Source organism: Pauljensenia sp. UMB10120, assembly GCF_030212035.1.
GTDB lineage: Bacteria > Actinomycetota > Actinomycetes > Actinomycetales > Actinomycetaceae > Pauljensenia > Pauljensenia radingae_A.
Genome location: NZ_JASODH010000001.1, coordinates 338,533 through 357,748, shown reverse-complemented (window position 1 = coordinate 357,748; position 19,216 = coordinate 338,533). Strand labels below are relative to the sequence as shown.

Genomic DNA, 19,216 nt, shown 5'->3' with positions numbered 1-19,216 from the left:
AGAGATATGACTGGTTTGGCTGATCGAGTCTGTCCACCTGCACAGGCTTCTTACCCGGGTCCTCACTTGGGACTTCGATGGCGTTCGATTCTTCCTCAGGACGGTCCCGCCGTGTATCGACTGATCCTCGAAATCGAAGATCATGACCATGCCATCCACCGCACGTCGCTTCGCGACGTTGCGGATATGATCGCCGGCTGCACGGAAACCGACTGGCTGGACGTCATCGTCGGATTGGATGCGCAGCGCACGATTGTTGCCATTGCATCTGTTCGTGTCATGGGTAACCTCGACGGCGTGGCCACAGCCATCGTCAACGCGTTCGTTCATCCGCATTGGCGAGGGCGAGGCATCGGCCGCTCACTGTTGTACTGGCAGGACGCACGTGCCCGCCAGATGCTGGTCGAACACTTCGGGGCCGATTCGGATGCGCCCGCCTACATCGCCAACGGTGTCGATTCGCATATGACGGATCGCCGTAGGCTCTACATCGCCGCAGGCTATTACGCCTGCCGCACATTCCAGCTTATGTACCGCGAGCTTGAAGGCTCCGAGCAGCTGCCCACCCCGCGCGACGGCTACACGATTGTTCCGTGGGGCTCGGTGCCGACCGAACAGGTCAAAGCGCTCCACATGGATGTCTTTACCGCTCACTTCTGGCCGCATTTTCGCGAGCAGTGGTGGAACGAGGCAATGGATGAACTGGTTCCATCATGGTCATGCCTGGCGCTTTCCCCTTCCGGTGAACTTGCAGGCTATCTGACTGTTGGCAGGCCTGATCTGAGATGGGTCCTGGAGGGACGCAAGGAAGCGTATGCGACACTGTTAGGGGTCAACCCGGATCACCGCGGGCACGGTTTGGCGGGCTTGCTGCTGCGCACCGCGATCGTGGCGGCGTCCCGCGCGGGGATGACGCGTTTCGGTCTGGATGTGGACACACACAACGCGTCACATGCTCACGAGATCTACGAGCATTACGGGTTCGTGGACGAGCGAGCGGAAGTTGTGTATGCGATTGAGCACTAGATCAGAAGGAGGCAGCAGTGGTTGAGCGCGACTCGGACATCGTGACATGGAGAGCTCTCACGCCTGATCATGCTGTCGCACTGGCCGATCTGATTGCATGCATTGAGCGTGTCGACGATCCTCCATACCGCACAAGCCTCGACGAAATTGTCGAGTTGCTGTCCAACATGTCCAAGTGGCGTGGCGTCATTGGCGAGCTCAATGAGACAGGCACGTATGTCGCATTCTCGATTATCACCACGCGTTTCGTGGGTGTGCCTGAGTGCGTGTGCCAGGGCGGCGTTCACCCGGATTTTCGCCGCCGAGGCATTGGCCGCTCGCTCATCGAATGGCAAACCCGCACCTCGACCGAGATACTCCGTGTCCTCGCGGAGCGCAAGGAATTACCGGACGATGAACCCGTGGGAGTTCATGTTCCGCACGTCGAAACCGGCATGGACACGCCTGACAGTGATGTCATCGGTCGTATCGTGACGCACGTGGATATGGGGCACGAGGAACTCGAGGAACACCTGCGTGAACTCGACTACCACTGGTCGAACACGTATTTTGAACTGCGCGCAGATTTGGAATCAGTGCCGCAGATGCCGGAGTTGAACGCCTACCTGCAGGTCGCCCCGTGGGATGACATGTGGGAGGACCCGGTTCGCCGTGCCGCTAACCGTCTGGCTGACCAGGAATGGGGGAGGCCCCCTCAGTCAATGGAGCAGTGGCTGATGGGGCGCACCGCGTTCGCGCCGCAGTGGTCGTTTGTCGCCCTCGACCGTTCAGGTGACCGCCCGCAGGTGGCGGGTTTCCTGTTGGCCTCGCGCTACGAACAGGACTGGGCGGCACTGGGATGGTCAGAAGGGTACATCGACCAGATGGGAGTGCTCGAAAAGTGGCGTAATGCCGGCGTTGTCGAGGCGTTGATCATTGCCTCCATGCGTGCGCAAAAAGACGACGACATGGATAAGACGGGAGCCGGACTGGGATCGGCTAACCACTCAGGAGCACTGGCCGTCTACGACGGGCTTGGTTTTCACGTGGTGGGCGAATCTCGGCTGTACGCCTTGGATGTCTAACCGATTGTTGCGATCGCGTGCTTGATGGGCTGGCCGGAGCCGTCGCGACGCTCATCAAGCTCGGGTAGGTCCGTGGGCTGACCGTTCGCTGAAGCTGCCCGAGGCGGGCGAGGCCCGACCCACGCAGTGTCCAGGCGTGCTTCTCCACGCAGGAAACGGTGCGCGCGAACGCCTTGCGTGCCGCGGCCCTTCATCGGGAAGACCTCAAAGGGGCTGACCTTGACGGTTGTCTGACCGGTGCCGGGCAGTGCGCCTTCAGCTCCCGCAACCGTGACCACGCACGCTTCACTCGGATCAGCAACGACCCATAAGCCGATCACCTCGGCATCTGCTGCCAGCTTGATGCCAGCAACACCACCGCCGGTTCGTCCCTGCGGACGTACCTTCGACGCATCGATGCGCAGCAAGTGAGCATCTGAGGTGACGAATGCGATTTCGTCTGAGTCGTCGCACACATCGAAGCCAACCAGGTGGTCGCCCTCGTCCAGCGAAATAACCTCCCACGAATCGCGTTGCAGCACGTCAGGGCGCAGACGCTTGACCACGCCGTGCGCCGTGCCCATCGCCATGATTGCGTCGCCGGTCGGATCGATCAACCCAACGGGCGTTTCCTCAGAGTGCACAAGCAGTCCGGCAGGTGTTGCCGCAGCGAAGGACAAGCCGGTGTCAAAGCGCGGCAGTCCGGGCAAGTCCACGACATCGATGCGGTGCGCAACACCATCGCTCATCACCACGGCCACCTGTGAGCGGGTGGTCGTCGGGATCTGCATCTTCCAGCCATCGAAACTGGCACGCGCGCCGCGTTCGAGCACGTCACCGCCCTCCACCCGGGCCAGTCCGCCAGTTGCCGTCAGCACCACCACGCACGGCTCGTCCGGTATCTCAAGAGCAGGGGCAGATGATGATCCACTCTGCGGAGCAGATGCAGCCAAAACGGTGTCGCCCTCGCCGGCCGATGCGAGCAGTAATGTGCGCCGAGGAGTGCTCAGGCGGGCGGACACTTCCTGCAGATCTGATTTGACCATGTCGCGCAGCAGCTCATCGGAGCCGAGGACTTCTTCGAGTTCAGCGATTTTCGCGCGCAAGTCATCACGCTCAGCTTCCAGTTCGATGCGCGAGAATTTCGTCAGGCGTCGCAGGCGCAATTCCAGAATGTAATTGGCCTGCGCTTCACTCAGATCAAAGGCCATCATGAGGCGCTGGCGCGCTGAGTCGACGTCGTCGGATGAACGGATAATGGCGATAACGTCATCAATATCGGCGATCGCGATCAGCAGGCCTTCAACCAGGTGCAGGCGCTCTTGCCATTTGTCCACGCGGAAGCGGCTGCGACGCGTGGTGACCTCGATGCGATGGTCGATAAAGACCTGCAGCATTGCCTTGAGCGACATTGTCTGAGGCTGCCCGTGTACCAGCGCGACGGCGTTGACAGCGAACGATTCCTCCAGGGGCGTGCGCTTGTACAGTTGCATGAGGACGGCCTCGGGGTTGAAACCATTTTTGATTTCAACGACCAGACGCAAGCCGTGGTGACGATCCGTGAGGTTTTGAACCGCGGAAATTCCCTTGAGTTTGCCAGAGGAAACGCTGTCCTTGATTTTCTCCATGACACGTTCAGGGCCGACCATGTAGGGCAGCTCCGTGATCACCAGTCCGCGCTTGCGGGCAGTGACACGTTCAATCGACACTTTCGCGCGGGTCTTAAAAGATCCGCGACCGGTCTCGTAGGCTTCGCGGATTCCGTCCAACCCTACGATGACGCCGCCTTCAGGCAAGTCCGGTCCGGGCACGTAGCGCATCAGGTCATCGACGGTGGCATCCGGATTGTCGAGCAGGTAGATGCACGCGGCAATAGCTTCACCCAGATTGTGCGGTGCAATGTTGGTCGCCATGCCGACGGCAATGCCGGACGAGCCATTGACAAGCAGCTGTGGGAAACCGGCGGGCAATACGTCCGGCTGCATGAACTGGTTGTCATAGTTGGGAACGAAGTCAACGGTGTCCTCGTCCAGGCCTGCCGTCAGATCCAGCGCGGCAGGAGCCAGGCGTGCTTCGGTGTATCGAGGGGCTGCCGGCCCGTCATCGAGTGAACCGAAGTTACCGTGACCATCGACGAGGGGAACCCGCAGGTTAAACGACTGCGCCAGACGCACCAGCGCGTCGTAGATAGCGGAATCTCCGTGCGGGTGGAGCTTACCCATCACTTCACCCACAACGCGCTGAGACTTGACATGGCCCTTGTCGGGCCGCAGTCCCATCTGTTCCATCTGGTACAGAATGCGTCGCTGGACGGGCTTGAGTCCGTCACGGGCATCAGGCAGTGCGCGCGCATAGATCACCGAGTACGCGTATTCGAGGAACGACCCCCGCATTTCTTCGGAGACATCAATCTCAGAGATGGATTCTTCAAAGTCCTCCAAACGAGGCGTGGTCGTGCGTCGCATGTTCGCATTGTGCCGCGAACCACCTGTGGAAAGACGCTTCCCACGCCGCAACAAGGCACAATTGGAGAATGGACACACACGCTTCAATCCGGCAGCACGGCTTCTATCCGTCCCTCGTGATACGCGCCTTGGATCGCATTCTCGGCGACGAAGAACCGCTGGCTATGGTGTCTCAGCTGGAGGCGGCGTTTGACCGTTCCAGCATGTTCCGCCACCTCACGGTTGCCGTTCTGACACCGACCACGTTGATCCAGATCCACGTTGACGAACTGGACCGGGGTGGCGCCATGACGAACACGATCATCACCCCGACCACTCGCATCCACGGAGCTTCACTCACTGAGGTTGTAACCGACGCGATCCATGATGGCGGCAGTCAGCTGAGCGAGCTGACCATGGCGATCAACTGCGGCAGTCAGCGTCGCGGTGAAGTGGAGCTCAACCAGTGCGATGACCCGCAGTGCACCGCTGACCACGGCTTCACCGTCCACACCTTCCCGGAGGATTTCTCGATGCGTTTTTCGGCCGCCGCTGATGGCGAGGCCGCCCTCGCCAATGCTGAACGATTCGTCGACGCGACGCTCCAGGTCATCAAGGGGAATCATGCGCATTAACGAGGGCGACCCGCACCTGCCTGGTCCGAGCGATCTGCGCATCACTGACGTCTTGGGCCGGTGGATCGACGGTGTGGGACGGTCGTATGAGCAGATGGTGGTGATCCTGGCTGATGGTCTGGGGGCGGTGCCGCTGGCGGATCACTTCGGCCATGCGAGCGTGCTGCGCGGATACCGCGATGAGATCGAGCAGGCTTTCACCACTGTTCCCTCGACAACAGCCGCAGCGATCACCTCATTCGCGACGGGAGCGCCCCCTGGCGCCACGCGTATGGTGGGATACTCGGTGGCGTATCGGGGCAGGGCAATGAATCTGCTGGCCTTCGAGAACGGACCGGATCCGACAGTCTGGCAGGAAGTACCCACCCATTTCGAGCGCCTGGCAGATCGCTCAGTGTCCTCAGCTGTGATTTCACCTCCGAGCTTTGCCGGCTCAGGTCTGACTCTGGCCGCGTTGCGCGGGGCGCGTCATGTGGGCGCGGTATCGATGCAGGAGCGCATTGACGCTGCAATGTGCGAACTGCAGGCAGGCACCCGCATCGTCTATTTCTACTGGTCAGATATCGACCACGAGGGCCACAGGCATGGCGTCAATTCCGAGCAGTGGCGCCGCGCGCTTGAAGAGTTCGATGCGGGTATCGGGCATCTGCTGACGCGCATTTCTCATATGCGTTCGGCCGATCGAATCGCCGTGATGCTCACCGCTGATCACGGAATGGTGGATGTGCACCCCGATGATCTGATCGACGTGGCGCACACGCCTGAATTGCGCGAGGGGGTCGAGCTGATCGCGGGTGAAACACGCTCGGTTCACCTGCACGCGCAGCCGGGTCGAGCCGCGGAAGTCCTCGCCCGGTGGGAGGAATATCTGGGTGAGCGTGCCTGGATCGTGCCGGCGGACGCGTTACCAGGCGTGATAGGTGAGGGGCCAGGCGTGCAGGTTGTCGGTGATGCGATGGTGATGTCGCGCGGCAGGTACGGCATTGTGGATTCTCGTGTGCAAAGTGAGGGCGCAATGGCGCTGATCGGGGTGCATGGGTCAATGACCGAGGCTGAAATGATGGTGCCGGTCGTGCGGCTCGCTTAGGATTTCGAGCCGAAAACGATCTCATCCCAACTGGGTACCGAGCGGCGACGCGTGTTTTTCTTTGGTGCTTCAGCCTTTGGCTCAAGGTCTTCCATGCCGGGAAGCGCCGAGGTTTGCGGCTCGTCGGGCTGTTCGGCGGTGGGCGTTGCCATCACGGAACTCCACAGATCCCGGGAGGTCCCCGGCGCCGTCGAGGGTGCCTCTTCGTCGGGTGTTTCGGTCACGATGTCATCATCGTGGGGGTCGATCACTCCGGTCTCCATCGGTTCAGGTTCTGTCGTGTGCGTGCGTGAGCGAGCCAGGGAGTAAATGCGCGCTGACAGTGAATCGCGCTGGACGCGCTCATCTGGATCCTCAGTGTCGTCACCTTCACCGTCGATCACAATTTCCTGACGCTTGCCGCGCTGAGCGTTGAGCTGGTCGAGCAGCTCGTCATTGACCGGCGTGGGAGCCGGCTCGTTGTCATCTTCGGGATGCAGGGGAGTGAAGACAGCAGAGACAGGGGAAGATGGAGTGGCGTTCTCGGTGAGCCACCGGGCTTCCTGATCGATTGCTTCCGCGCTGGATTCGGAATGATCCATGCGCCAATGTGCGGCGTGTTCGGCTGCGCCCTGAATGAACGTCACGAAGACTTCCCACGGGCCGTCCTGCTCACGCCTGGCTGACCAGATGATTGATTCGGGATCCACTCCGCGAGCCGCCAAGCGGTCGACAACGAGGTCACCCATCAGAGGTGAATCCTTTTCGCCACCCACATGCGATTCGCGTGCACGCTGAATGGCCCACGCTTTTTCTGCGTCGATCGGTGCTTCGAAACGCTCAATCAGCGCGATATCCGTATCGTATTCAGCGGCGATTTCTGATGCTGACATGCCTGAGCGCAGGAGTGCCTGAATGTCACGCGGACGCAGAGCCCTGGATTGGATGGGTTCAACTCGGGGGCGTCCACGGCGAACTGACGCGCGCAATTCGTCAGTGACTGCCACGCGGTAACGTTCACCGTCTGCGTCGGTGAAAATCAGCGATTCATTGTCACTGCCGACACCGAGCAGCTCAAGATCGATCATGAAAACCTCCCGAATACATCTGATTGAAATCGTCTCAAAGAAGAGTGAAGATCGGTGGCGCTTGGCGCGCGTGTCTAGTAAACGATCGGAATAAAACAGTGTCAGTATGGACGCCATAATGCGCAGAAGCGCAATGAGTGTTACTATCCCTGCGCTGAGCAAGATTTGACCCGCAGGCTGTGCGAGGAGGAGGAACCGTGGCAACTGACTACGATGCCCCACGTAAAAACGACGACGATGTGGCGGAAGATTCCATCGAAGAATTGAAGGCTCGCCGCAAGGACGCCGGTTCGAATGAGGTAGACGAGGACGAAAACGAGGCGGCGGAGAATTTTGAGCTGCCGGGCGCCGACCTGTCGAAAGAAGAACTGACTGTGCATGTGGTTCCTCGCCAGGATGATGAGTTCACGTGTACGAGCTGCTTCCTGGTCCATCACGCATCGCAGCTGGCTTATGTTGATGACAACGGTCAGCCTGTGTGCACGGAGTGTGCTGGGTAGCTATGGGCTGGTTGAAACGTCGACGTCGCGATGATGAAGAGCAGGTCGAACAGCACGCACACGACGAGTCACAGGACAAGCGGCAGGCCGGTGATGACGCGGAGATCTGGGATGAGCCAGGTCCGCGTTCAGCTGAGGATGTGGACGTCTCCCAAGGGTATGTCGACCTGGGTGCGCTGAAGATTCCGGCGATCAAGGGCATGCAGCTGCGCACGCAGCTGGCTGACGACAAGCGCACCGTGTTGCGCGTGTTGATCGTGCTGGGCAATTCGGGCCTGCAGATTTCAATCGCCGCCGCCCCGCGTTCCGGTGGAGTGTGGGACGAGGTGCGCGAAGAGATTCGTGAATCGCTGACATCCAACGGCGCCAGCGTGGAGGACGCTGAGACGCGCTATGGCGCCGAGCTGCTGGCTGACATGCCGGTGACCTTGCCGGATGGCTCAAAAGCGACGTCACGGATGCGCATCATTGGCCGTGAGGGTCCGCGCTGGTTTGCGCGCATTGATGTGTTGGGGCCTGCAGCTCAGTCAAGCGAAGCGGGCGAAGGAATTGAGAAGGTGATTGATCGCCTCGTGGTTGAGCGTGACGACCGTCCCCGCGCGCGCCTTGACCTGCTGCCGATGCATGTTCCTGACAATGCCGTTCAAGCGCCGATTGTGCCGCAATGAGTGACCCGAACGAGGTTTTCCCGAAGCGCTCGTGGTGGCAGAGATTGAGCGACGCGTGGCGTTTTTCGACCCCTGAAGCGACTGAGGCCGATGATGAGCAGCGCTCTCAGCGTTCGCGAGGCACTGTGCCGATCAAGGACGTGCGTCCGCGTGAAAAGGTGGTTATTTCGGGTGTTCTGAGATCGGTGACGCTGTATCCGCAGGAGGGTCCTGATCAGCTCGATGCGACGTTGTACGACGGGACCGGTTCAATCGTGATCAGGTGGCTGGGGCGGTGTGAGATCCCTGGCCTGCGCGTGGGGCACCACGTGGAAATCGAAGGAACTGTAGGTGTTGATCACGGAATCTACGTGATTTCTGACCCGCTGTACCGCCTGTTGGCTGGAGAACATTCGTGAGAGTTGTTGATTCGCTTCAGGACGAGGAATTTTCTGTCTGGTCGGCGTTGGGCGGCTGGCGGGGTATCGTTGAATCGGTCGCTCCGATCATCGTTTTTGTCGCGACGTATATCGCGACCCACGAACTGACGTGGCCGCTGATCGCCTCCGGTATTCTCGCGGGCCTCTTCGTCGTTGCACGCCTGGTGTCCGGTCAGCAGATCACCCAGGCACTGTCGGGTGCCATCGGCGTTGCACTGTCGTGCGTGTGGGTGGTGTTCTCCGGTCGAGGGCAGGATTTCTTCATCGTGGGTATCGTCACGGCAGCGGTTCTGAGTGTGGCGTTGCTCGTGTCGATCGTGCTCCGGCGTCCTGCGGTCGAACTTGTGTTGAACATGTTCTGGGAAAAAGGCGCAGTGCCGCGCCGTGTATGCACCACGCTCACGTGGGTGTGGTTCGCACTGTTCTTCATTCGCTTCGCAGTGCAGGTGCCACTGTGGTGGGTAGGCCAGATTGCTGGACTGGGGGTCGCGAAACTCGTACTTGGATTGCCGCTGTTCGCCGTGGCATGTTGGATTACGTGGATGACGCTGAGGCCCTTCGTCTCACTCGCGTCGGTGGAAGAACGTTCGACCGTTGACAACGGTGTAGATGAACCCCAGAGGTGAGTGCCACTCATAAACCCCCGTAGCGACCTGCTCAAGCCTCCAGTGGGCGTGTGTTTTCGCGCGGTGAACGCTTCGCGAGAGTGGACCGAGGTTGTCAAGGCGCGTCTGCCCGGATAGCCCATCTGGATCGAACGCCTGGGTATGGTCGATATCGCAGCTTCGCGAGCGAACATTCGAATACGGGAAGACTTCATAGGGTTCGCGCGTCTGGAGCGCCAGTCGCATATCGCCAGACGGATCATGGCGATCAATCGGCGTGAGAGCCCGCGGATCAAGAACGGGCCGGATCGTGACGCGAGAGTGAGCAAACATCTGCCGCAGCTGTTTCAGCCCGACACTGCCGTGCCCGTCAATCTGCGCGACGGGGGAGTCATCAACGTGGACGATCACAGTGGCAGCAGGCTGGAGTGAGCGCGAAGCGGATCCTTCGTCCAGAAGCCTGGCCGCGTAGTGCGGCGTTGCGAGGATACCCAACGCCTGTGAGCGTCGTTCATCGATGCTGAGTTCGTCAGCATCTGCGAGCAATCCAGCTAAACGCGTGATCGTATTGTCCAGTGCAATCGCGTCAGTCGCACTGAGTGTGGCATCGACATAGGCGATGGAACTGGATTCTTCATGCGTGATCTGAACGCGGCGCGTGGACTGCGCTCGCGCGCATTGCGCGTCGAATTCATCGGGATTTATACGGGCGATGAGGTTGTCAACATGTCGACAGATGCGCGCCTGAGACCAGGCAGCAATAGCCCCGAGGAAGCAGTCAATCTGACGGCAGTCAGCCTGACTGAGCAGCGTCGTGCGTTCAGCGACCGTCATCGCTTTCCACACGGGAACTTCTGCAGCGACAACTTGCTGCCACAGGCACGGCAGTCTAAAACTCAGGTCAAGTAAGGCTCCCATTTCATCGAGCATTTTGGCAGGAGACAGCCCTAACGCAGCAGATAGCTCAAGGTGTGCGAATTCGGCAATTCGAGGTACGCCCTCACCGGCTCGCTGCACCAGGTCCTGTTCGCCTTCAACAGCTTCACTCACGGCAAGAACAGCGCGGACAACCATCTGGGCACGCCGAGCCTGCGCCACACGCACCGCACGATCCGCGTCGCGGGCAGCGTTGACCAGCTCACGAGCCGTGGCCTCAGGAGTGTCACAATCTCCTGCACTTACCGCAATGTCGAACATGTGTTCGATTGTGGCAGTGGGCACGGGCATCTGCGTTCCATCCGCAGGCTCACAAGCAGCCCATGAAAGTGATGTACCTCACATTAAGCTGTGGTGGTTGGAGCATCAGCCTGTCCGGTCTCCGGCACAACGCCATTGACCAGCGTCCCCAAATGCTCCAAGTGTTTCCCGCGCTTTTCGGGCACCAGCATCAACAGTTCATCGCCTGACTCGAACACGTCGTCAGGTTGTGGATTCATAGGAATCTGGTCGCGCAGTAACGCCGCCAAGACCGTTCCTGCAGGGAAGTCAACCTGACCGATTCGCTCGCCCACCAGGGGCGAATCCTCCGGAAGGACAATCGCATACATTGCAACATTGGCCTTGTTGAACGTAAACAGCGGGATGGGAGCGCCCTCGGAAACAGCTTCCTCAACCAGGGCGGTCATGATGCGCGGCGTGGACACCGGCACGTCAACACCCCACGCCTCGTTGAAGAGCCATTCATTGCGCGGGTGATTAATACGGGCCACCACGCGCGGCACGCCGAACTCGGTCTTCGCGAGCAGGGAGATCACCAGGTTCGCCTTGTCGTCGCCCGTTGCGGCAACCAGGACGTCGGTTTCTCGCACTCCCGCGTCGGCGAGGACGTCCGGTGAGCACGCATCGGCCAGCACCCAGTCCGCATCAGCCACAGTTGCCACACGCATCTGGTCAGGATTGTGGTCGATCAGGGTGACCTCGTGGCCATGATCCAGAAGTTCGAGGGCGACGAAGCGTCCCACTGAGCCAGCACCGGCAATCACGATTTTCATCTAGTTCTCCAATTTCGGTGCAGAGGTGAGCACATTGCGCAGCGCAAGCGAATCTGTGCCTGACACGGCGAAAATCAGCTCATCATGTTCCTGAACGACGAGGTCGACGCGCGCAGGCTGGATCACGCCCAACCGAGACACAAAGGCGAGTCGCTCGCCGGTCAGTTCCTCAACGACTGGCAGCGGAACGGAGGTCCACGACGGGTCTGGGATAACGTTCACGAGCGACACCAAGCCGGTCGAGTGCGTCCAGGTCACGTGCGCATTTGGCGGCATCATCCAGCGCAGAACAGCCTCGGACGTGCGGCGAACCGCTGCTACCGTGGGGATGCCCAAGCGCTCATACACTGCGGCTCGCGAGGGGTCGTAGATGCGTGCGACCACGCGCTCAACATGGAAAGTCGTGCGAGCTACTCGGGCCGCAATGATGTTTGAATTGTCGCCATTGGAGACCGCGGCGAAAGCGTACGCATCCTTGATGCCCGCCTGACGCAGAGCATCGCGATCCATGCCGACGCCTGTCACACGCCGACCGGAAAAGTCGGATGACAGGCGTCTGAAAGCCTGAGCGTTCATATCAATGACGGCAACTGAATGGCCCTGTTCATCAAGTGTCGAGGCGATCGACGCGCCGACCCGGCCACATCCCATAATTACGAAATGCACAGGTTCAAAGGTACTCGGTTTTCCTGTCGAAAGGGTAGTAGGCTAGACCATCGTGTTGGAGGCTTTTTCTCGCGCCAAGCGCGTACTGATTGGGCGACCCATGCGTTCAGACGCCATGGGGCACCAGTTATTGCCCAAACGGATCGCATTGCCGATCTTCGCATCTGATGCGCTTTCATCCGTCGCTTACGCGCCAGATGAAGTTCTGCTTACCCTGGCAATCGCCGGAGGAGTTGCAGTAACCCAATCGGTGTGGGTGGGGCTGGCAGTGGCGGTAGTGCTGCTGGTCGTCGTGCTGTCCTACCGCCAGACCGTACACGCCTACCCGTCAGGCGGCGGAGACTATGAAGTCGTGACCAAGAACCTCGGACCGTCGTGGGGACTGGTCGTCGCATCGGCGTTGCTGGTGGACTACGTGCTGACGGTGGCGGTGTCGATCTCCTCAGGGGCGCACTACGTGACCACCGCAATCCCACAGCTGGCAGGCCAGGAAGTGCCGATCGCAGTGGCCGTTGTCATCGTGCTGTGCCTGTTGAATCTGCGCGGTATGCGCGAGGCAGGTTCAGCTTTCGCTATTCCGACATACATTTACATGGCTTCAATTGGTATTCTCATCGCGGTCGGCATGGTCAAACTGGTCACAGGCCACCTCGGTCAGGCTCCCTCGGCAATGTATGACCTTGTCCCGCAGGCCTCTCACGTATCGGGCCTGGTCGGACTGGGCGGAGCGCTGCTGGTGATGCGCGCATTTTCCTCGGGCTGCGCAGCGCTGACCGGAGTCGAAGCGATCTCCAACGGCGTGCCCTCATTCCAGCGCCCCAAGTCCCGCAACGCGGCGACAACTCTCGCGATGCTCGGCGGGATCGCTGCCACCATGCTGATTTCAATTCTCGTATTGGCGAAGGCGACCGGCGTGAGAATCGTGGAGGATCCGGCCACACAACTGAGTCTGAACGGGGCGCCAGCAGGCGATGTCAGGCTCGACCCGGTGATCGGCCAGTTGTCTTCAGCAGTATTCGGACACGGATCGATCCTGTTTTACCTGATCACGATTGTGACCGGATTGATTTTGGTGCTGGCAGCCAACACGGCGTTTAACGGTTTTCCAACCTTGGCCTCGGTACTGTCACGCGACTCGTTCCTGCCGCGTCAGCTGTACCGCCGTGGAGACCGGCTGACATTCTCAAACGGCATCGTTGCCTTGTCGGCCGCAGCAATCGTCCTGATCATCGCGTTTGATGCGCAGGTTACCCACCTGATCCAGCTCTACATCGTCGGCGTGTTCATCTCTTTCACGCTCAGCCAGGTGGGCATGATCCGCCACTGGAATGCGAAACTGCGCAATCCTCAGCGCGCCGACTCGCGGGCCTCCCTGCTGCGCTCGCGGCTGGTCAACATGATCGGATTCGTGCTGACGGGAACGGTGCTGATCGTCGTACTCGTGACGAAATTTACCCGCGGTGCGTGGATCACATTGCTGTTGATGGGGCTGGTGTTCCTGACTCAACGTGCCATTCGCCATCACTACGACACCGTTGCAACGCAGCTGCGCGTGGAGGACTACTCGACTCGGCGCGCACTTCCGTCGCGCGTGCACGCGTTAGTGCTGGTGTCGTCAATGAGCAGAGTGACGATGCGGGCAATTGCCACTGCCCGCGCGACGGCGCCCTCGTCACTGCAACTGGTGAGTGTGGTTGCCGACCAGGCTGAAGAAGAACGGATCATCCGGCAGTGGCGGGCCTCCGGTCTGCCGATCCCGCTGACGATTCTGTCAGCACCTTACCGGGATATCACGCAGGTCATCGTCCAGCACGTGCGTTCCCAGCGACGCCGGTCACCTCGCGAAATGGTGGTTGTGTACGTGCCGCAGTTCCTCGTGTCGCACTGGTGGGAAAATGTGCTGCACAATCAGACGGCACTGAGGTTGCGTCAGGCACTGCTGCGGATTCCGGGCGTAGTCCTCACTCTTGTACCATGGAAACTTGGGGAAGACAGCCAGGTGGAGGGTGAGCAGCCAATCAAACGCCAGCTGATTAACGACCCGTTCCGTTCACGTCAGAAAGGTCCTCATGACTCCGCCTCGTAATCGCGAAGAATTGACGCTCACGCTGGGAGAACCTGCACACGGTGGAGCATGCGTCGCCCGAGACAACGACGGTCGCGTCGTTTTCGTGCGACACGGGCTGCCCGGTGAGAAAGTCGTGGCACGTGTGAGTGCCACCCGCAAGCGCCTTGCATGGGCCAATGTAATCGAGGTGCTCGAGGCAAGCCCTGACCGTGTCGAGCCGGCATGGCCGCAGGCTGCTCGCGAAAAGATCGGTGGAGCCGAACTGTGTCATGTGCGTCCCGCAGCCCAGCGCACCTGGAAGGAAGACGTGCTGCGTGGACAGATCCGGCGCGTCGGGGGAGAGGGCCTGGCACAAGCCGTCGACTCGATCGGAGGCGTCCGCGTGCAGGCGTGCCCGGGCGATGAGGATCCGGACGACTTACTGCTGCACAGGCGAACACGCATCGAGCTGGTGGCTGACAAGGACGGTAGGCTGGGCATGTCGCGCTACCGGTCGAACCAGGTCGTTGCATTAGAGTCAATGCCGCTGGCCGTAGACGCACTATGCGAGATCGGCCTGTTTGACGGGAACGATTCGCGGTGGCTGACCGCGTGGGGGCCGCGTGATCGTGTGCGAGCGGTCGCCTCAACGGGCGGTGACATCGCCGTGGTGACGCCGTCGGGAACGTACGACGGGCAGGGCAAGCCACTGGACCGCGAAAAGTTGCGGTGGGTCGTGGAGCCCGATCCCGAACCGTTCAACGTCCGCCCCTCGGGCTTCTGGCAGACGCATGTACGCGGTGCGCAGGTCCTGTCCGATGCTGTACGCCGTCTGGCTGGCCAGGGCAGCGCGGCAATGGAACTGTATTCGGGGGCCGGATTATTCACACGCTCGCTTGCGGGCGCGTTCGGACGCGTCGTGTCGCTCGAGGGTGACGACGGTGCCGTGGAAGATGCCGCGCTGAACCTCGGGGGAGCGGCACATGTTGAAACGTTCATCGGGGATGTTGATCATCAGGGGATCCTCGATCTGTCCAACGAGCTGCAGTCACATGCCGATGTCGTGGTGATGGATCCGCCACGCTCGGGTGCGGGCGACGAGGTATGTCAGACGGTAGCCGCGCTTGGTTCGGAGCGAATTGTGCTCGTTTCATGCGATCCGGCGGCAGGTGCCCGTGACCTGCGGACTTTGACGGAGGGCGGATACCGCCTGACCTCCCTCGAAGCGTGGGACTTATTTCCGCACACTCACCATGTCGAATTTATCGCCGCGCTGGAGAAGGACTGAGTTTCTCGGCCCGGTGGCCGCAGACGGGTTTTTCGCGCGACACTGCGATTTCCTGCGTGCTCTGCGCGTGATTTTCGTGTTCTCCTTGCAGCGTCCCCGCCCTCTGATATCTTGATATCGAGACATTAGGGGGATCACATGGCTTTGCAAGGCAGTTTCGATGCACGCTCCACGCTCACAGTGGATGATTCGACGTACACCATCTACCGCCTCGATGCGGTGGACGGATTTGACCGGCTTCCATACTCACTGAAGATCCTGGCTGAAAACCTTCTGCGCAACGAAGACGGTGTCAACATCACCGCCGACCAGATCAAGGCGCTGGCCAGCTGGGACCCAAAAGCACAACCCAGCACTGAAATCCAATTCACCCCTGCGCGCGTTGTCATGCAGGACTTCACCGGCGTTCCCTGCGTCGTCGACCTGGCCACCATGCGTGAAGCAGTGGAGGAGCTGGGCGGCGACCCCTCGAAAATCAATCCGCTGGCGCCAGCGGAAATGGTTATTGACCACTCCGTGCAGATCGACGTGTACGGCACGCCGGAGGCGTTCGAAGCCAACCAGGACAAGGAATACGAACGCAACCGTGAGCGCTACCAGTTCCTGCGCTGGGGACAGGGAGCCTTTGAAAACTTCCGCGTCGTCCCACCGGGCACCGGTATCGTCCACCAGGTCAACATCGAATACCTCGCGCGCACCGTGTTCACACGCCAGGACGGCGAAGACACGCTCGCCTACCCGGATACCTGCGTCGGCACCGATTCCCACACCACGATGGTCAACGGTCTGGGCGTGCTCGGCTGGGGTGTCGGTGGTATTGAAGCCGAGGCAGCCATGCTCGGCCAGCCAGTTTCCATGCTGATCCCCCGCGTCGTCGGTTTCAAACTCTCCGGCGAGATCCCCTCCGGCGCGACCGCGACGGACGTCGTCCTCACCATCACGCAGATGCTGCGTGAACACGGCGTGGTCGGCAAGTTCGTTGAATTCTACGGCCAGGGTGTCTCCGCTGTGCCGTTGGCAAACCGAGCCACCATCGGCAACATGTCGCCCGAATTCGGCTCAACCGCCGCGATCTTCCCGATCGATGACGTCACCGTTGACTACCTGCGGCTGACTGGACGCAGCGAAGAAACGCTCAAACTGGTCGAAGCGTACGCCAAGGAACAGGGGCTGTGGCACGACCCCTCGCGCGAGGCAGAATACTCCGAGTACCTGGAACTCGACCTGTCCACAGTGGTGCCTTCCATTGCCGGCCCGAAGCGTCCGCAGGACCGCATCGAACTGAGCGCCGCCAAGGAATCATTCCGCGCCACGCTGCCGAACTATGTCAGCGAACACGAACAGCACTCCGCTTCAGAACTCGATGAGGCACTGGCTTCCACCTTCCCTGCATCAGATCCGGTCGATCCGGACGCCCTCGACCATGAAGACGATGACGAACCACGTATCGCTTCGACAATCGACGACCGACCGCACCACATCGTCGATGTCACGTTGGCGGACGGGACGGAAACGAAACTGGATCACGGTGACGTGGCGATCGCCTCGATCACTTCATGTACCAACACGTCCAACCCGGCGGTCATGATCGCGGCCGGTCTGCTGGCACGCAACGCAGTTAAGCGTGGACTGCACTCCAAGCCGTGGGTGAAAACCTCACTGGCCCCCGGTTCACAGGTCGTCACAGGGTACTTCGAAAAGGCCGGACTGTGGGGGGACCTCAACGCACTCGGGTTCAACCTGGTGGGCTATGGGTGCACCACGTGTATCGGCAACTCCGGCCCGCTGCCGGACGAAATCAGCAAGGCCGTCAATGACAATGACCTGGCTGTTGTGTCCGTGCTGTCGGGTAATCGCAACTTCGAAGGTCGCATCAATCCCGACGTTAAGATGAACTACCTGGCATCCCCGCCGCTGGTCATCGCCTACGCGCTGGCCGGTACGATGGATTTCGATTTTGAGACTGAAGCGCTGGGGCAGGACCAGGACGGCAAGGACGTGTTCCTGCGTGACATCTGGCCTGATGCGGCAGAGGTGGATGACACAATCAACTCGTGTATCGACCGCTCCCTGTTCGAGCAGGACTATGCGGACGTGTTTGCTGGTGACCACCGCTGGCAGGGTCTCGATACTCCCGAGGGTGATACGTTTGAATGGGACGAAGATTCCACCTACGTGCGCAAACCACCGTACTTTGACGGAATGACTCTGGAGACCGCTCCGGTTGAGGATATTCACGGTGCGCGAGTGCTGCTCAAGCTGGGCGATTCGGTGACAACGGATCACATTTCGCCGGCTGGCTCCTTCAAGCCGGATACGCCGGCAGGCAAGTACCTGATTGAGCGGGGAGTGGAACGCTCGCAGTTCAACTCCTACGGGTCGCGTCGCGGTAATCACGAAGTCATGATCCGAGGCACATTCGCAAATATTCGTATCCGAAACGAGATGGTGCCCGGCGTGGAGGGCGGATTTACCCGCGACTTCACGAAGGACGATGCGCCGACCGTGCCGGTATTTGATGCGGCGATGAGCTACAGCGAAGCAGGTGTGCCACTGGTGGTTCTGGGCGGAAAGGAATACGGATCAGGCTCCTCACGTGACTGGGCAGCCAAGGGAACAGTGCTGCTGGGCGTACGCGCGGTGATCACCGAATCATTCGAACGCATCCACCGTTCGAACCTGATCGGCATGGGCGTGCTGCCGTTGCAGTTCCCTGAAGGCGAAGATCGTAATTCCCTGGGTCTGGACGGTACGGAAGTAGTCGATATCACCGGCATTGACGCGCTCAATGATGGGTCGATCCCGAAGACAGTGCATGTCAGTGCCACCCGCGAGGGTGCGGACCCCATCGAGTTCGATGCGGTCGTGCGGATTGACACGCCTGGAGAGGCTGCCTACTACCGTAATGGCGGCATTCTGCAGTATGTGTTGCGTCAGCTTGCCCAGCAGTAGAGGCTTCTACTGTCCGGGCGGATACCGGTGAGACAGTGCGACGATCGTGGCGCCAAGCTCCGAATCGAGTGGCCACGAGCGCGCACACTCACGGGCCGCATCGCGCAGGAGAATATGCGCCTGATCCGGGTCGGTGCCCACGCACACTGAAGCCTGAGTGAGAAGCTCACGCACCTTCGGGTCGTGCGCGGCTTCACGGGCAACGACTTGCAACGCGTGCGCTGTCAGCGGATTGACCGGCCGATGTCGGGTGGGGTGCAGCAGAGGGATGCGGCCATTGCGGATACGGCGCTCCAGTTCGCGCATGTATGCGACGAATGTTTCATCCATCATGCCGGTTGCATGCCACGTGACGCGCCGACCATGCACATCCGTCACAGTGACACAGGTTGAAGTCTGTGCCGGGCGGATTGAAATCGTCACGATGTCAAGCAGCTCAACTGTGCGCGTGCCGCGCATGGATCGCACAGCGAGGTAATCGGGCGTCAGATAGAGCCTGCGCGGAACTTCAACGATGAGCAGAGCCAGTCCCAGCACGCTCAAACCCAGCGCCACGGCGATGATCGCGACGCGTGGCTGAGTGGTGAGTTCCCGCCACAGAGCCCACGCACCAATCAGCACCATCGCGCCGTAGCACGCGATCAGTTCCAGCGGCGCGTACAGGGTGAGTGGAAGCGTGGTTGCACGCAGACGTGCCACATGATGACGCCACAACGCAGCACAGATACACGCGATGAGGAACGCGATCGGTATCACAATGGCCCACGCTGGCATAGGA

The 19,216-nt window shown here is 60.4% G+C and carries 17 protein-coding genes; 11 read left to right on the top strand and 6 right to left on the bottom strand.

Annotated elements, in window-relative coordinates:
* The first annotated feature begins 6 nt into the window (after positions 1-6).
* Together QP093_RS01565 and QP093_RS01560 are read left to right on the top strand one after the other, a co-directional pair.
* Positions 7-1,026 (top strand): GNAT family N-acetyltransferase, encoded by a 1,020-nt coding sequence (locus tag QP093_RS01565; protein WP_070726562.1) that lies wholly within the window; start codon positions 7-9, stop codon positions 1,024-1,026.
* A gap of 17 nt (positions 1,027-1,043) precedes the next feature.
* On the top strand, positions 1,044-2,090 hold the full coding sequence (locus QP093_RS01560; protein WP_070726565.1) for a GNAT family N-acetyltransferase: 1,047 nt from the start codon (positions 1,044-1,046) through the stop codon (positions 2,088-2,090).
* Here QP093_RS01560 and QP093_RS01555 read toward each other — a convergent pair.
* The gene (locus tag QP093_RS01555) at positions 2,087-4,534 is read right to left on the bottom strand and encodes a DNA gyrase/topoisomerase IV subunit A (protein WP_285014249.1); all 2,448 of its coding nucleotides are present in this window, start codon (positions 4,532-4,534) and stop codon (positions 2,087-2,089) included. The genes QP093_RS01560 and QP093_RS01555 overlap by 4 nt on opposite strands.
* 68 nt (positions 4,535-4,602) lie before the next feature.
* On the opposite strand from QP093_RS01555, the gene QP093_RS01550 reads away from it, so the two are divergent.
* Together QP093_RS01550 and QP093_RS01545 are read left to right on the top strand one after the other, a co-directional pair.
* Positions 4,603-5,148, top strand: coding sequence for a DUF5998 family protein (locus QP093_RS01550; protein ID WP_285014247.1), 546 nt, complete (start codon positions 4,603-4,605; stop codon positions 5,146-5,148).
* A complete protein-coding gene (locus QP093_RS01545) occupies positions 5,138-6,235 on the top strand; it encodes an alkaline phosphatase family protein (protein WP_285014245.1) in 1,098 nt (365 codons plus the stop codon). The genes QP093_RS01550 and QP093_RS01545 overlap by 11 nt, the downstream gene beginning before the upstream one ends.
* Here the strand turns inward: QP093_RS01545 and sepH are convergent.
* Positions 6,232-7,302 carry a septation protein SepH gene (sepH, locus tag QP093_RS01540; protein ID WP_285014243.1) on the bottom strand — a complete coding sequence of 357 codons (1,071 nt, stop codon included), beginning with the start codon at positions 7,300-7,302 and terminating at the stop codon, positions 6,232-6,234. The genes QP093_RS01545 and sepH overlap by 4 nt on opposite strands.
* 197 nt (positions 7,303-7,499) lie before the next feature.
* Between sepH and QP093_RS01535 the strand changes: the two genes are divergently transcribed.
* From QP093_RS01535 to QP093_RS01520, 4 genes are read left to right on the top strand one after another with little or no spacing between them, the layout of a single operon-like run.
* Positions 7,500-7,802 (top strand): DUF4193 domain-containing protein, encoded by a 303-nt coding sequence (locus tag QP093_RS01535; protein WP_070726767.1) that lies wholly within the window; start codon positions 7,500-7,502, stop codon positions 7,800-7,802.
* 2 nt (positions 7,803-7,804) lie between these two features.
* Positions 7,805-8,470 carry a DUF3710 domain-containing protein gene (locus QP093_RS01530; RefSeq protein ID WP_285014242.1) on the top strand — a complete coding sequence of 222 codons (666 nt, stop codon included), beginning with the start codon at positions 7,805-7,807 and terminating at the stop codon, positions 8,468-8,470.
* Positions 8,467-8,868, top strand: a complete 402-nt coding sequence (locus QP093_RS01525; RefSeq protein WP_285014240.1) for a DNA-binding protein — start codon at positions 8,467-8,469, stop codon at positions 8,866-8,868. Before QP093_RS01530 ends, QP093_RS01525 begins: the two co-directional genes overlap by 4 nt.
* A complete protein-coding gene (locus tag QP093_RS01520; RefSeq protein ID WP_285014237.1) occupies positions 8,865-9,515 on the top strand; it encodes a DUF3159 domain-containing protein in 651 nt (216 codons plus the stop codon). Before QP093_RS01525 ends, QP093_RS01520 begins: the two co-directional genes overlap by 4 nt.
* Here QP093_RS01520 and QP093_RS01515 read toward each other — a convergent pair.
* From QP093_RS01515 to QP093_RS01505, 3 genes are read right to left on the bottom strand one after another with little or no spacing between them, the layout of a single operon-like run.
* On the bottom strand, positions 9,453-10,721 hold the full coding sequence (locus QP093_RS01515; protein ID WP_285014234.1) for a 13E12 repeat family protein: 1,269 nt from the start codon (positions 10,719-10,721) through the stop codon (positions 9,453-9,455). The two genes, QP093_RS01520 and QP093_RS01515, sit on opposite strands and share 63 nt — an antisense overlap.
* Positions 10,722-10,774: 53 nt before the next feature.
* Positions 10,775-11,485, bottom strand: coding sequence for a potassium channel family protein (locus QP093_RS01510; RefSeq protein WP_285014232.1), 711 nt, complete (start codon positions 11,483-11,485; stop codon positions 10,775-10,777).
* Complete coding sequence (locus QP093_RS01505; protein WP_285014327.1) at positions 11,486-12,136, bottom strand: potassium channel family protein; 651 nt, start codon at positions 12,134-12,136, stop codon at positions 11,486-11,488.
* Positions 12,137-12,251: 115 nt separating this feature from the next.
* Here QP093_RS01505 and QP093_RS01500 point away from each other — a divergent pair, with 115 nt between their 5' ends.
* From QP093_RS01500 to QP093_RS01490, 3 genes are all read left to right on the top strand, one after another.
* Positions 12,252-14,237 (top strand): APC family permease, encoded by a 1,986-nt coding sequence (locus tag QP093_RS01500; RefSeq protein WP_285014325.1) that lies wholly within the window; start codon positions 12,252-12,254, stop codon positions 14,235-14,237.
* A complete protein-coding gene (locus QP093_RS01495) occupies positions 14,221-15,486 on the top strand; it encodes a class I SAM-dependent RNA methyltransferase (protein WP_285014230.1) in 1,266 nt (421 codons plus the stop codon). Before QP093_RS01500 ends, QP093_RS01495 begins: the two co-directional genes overlap by 17 nt.
* A 138-nt stretch (positions 15,487-15,624) precedes the next feature.
* Positions 15,625-18,438, top strand: a complete 2,814-nt coding sequence (locus QP093_RS01490) for an aconitate hydratase (RefSeq protein WP_285014228.1) — start codon at positions 15,625-15,627, stop codon at positions 18,436-18,438.
* Between the two features lie 6 nt (positions 18,439-18,444).
* On the opposite strand, the gene QP093_RS01485 is transcribed toward QP093_RS01490, so the two are convergent.
* Positions 18,445-19,212, bottom strand: coding sequence for a hypothetical protein (locus QP093_RS01485; RefSeq protein ID WP_285014226.1), 768 nt, complete (start codon positions 19,210-19,212; stop codon positions 18,445-18,447).
* Between the last annotated feature and the right edge of the window lie 4 nt (positions 19,213-19,216).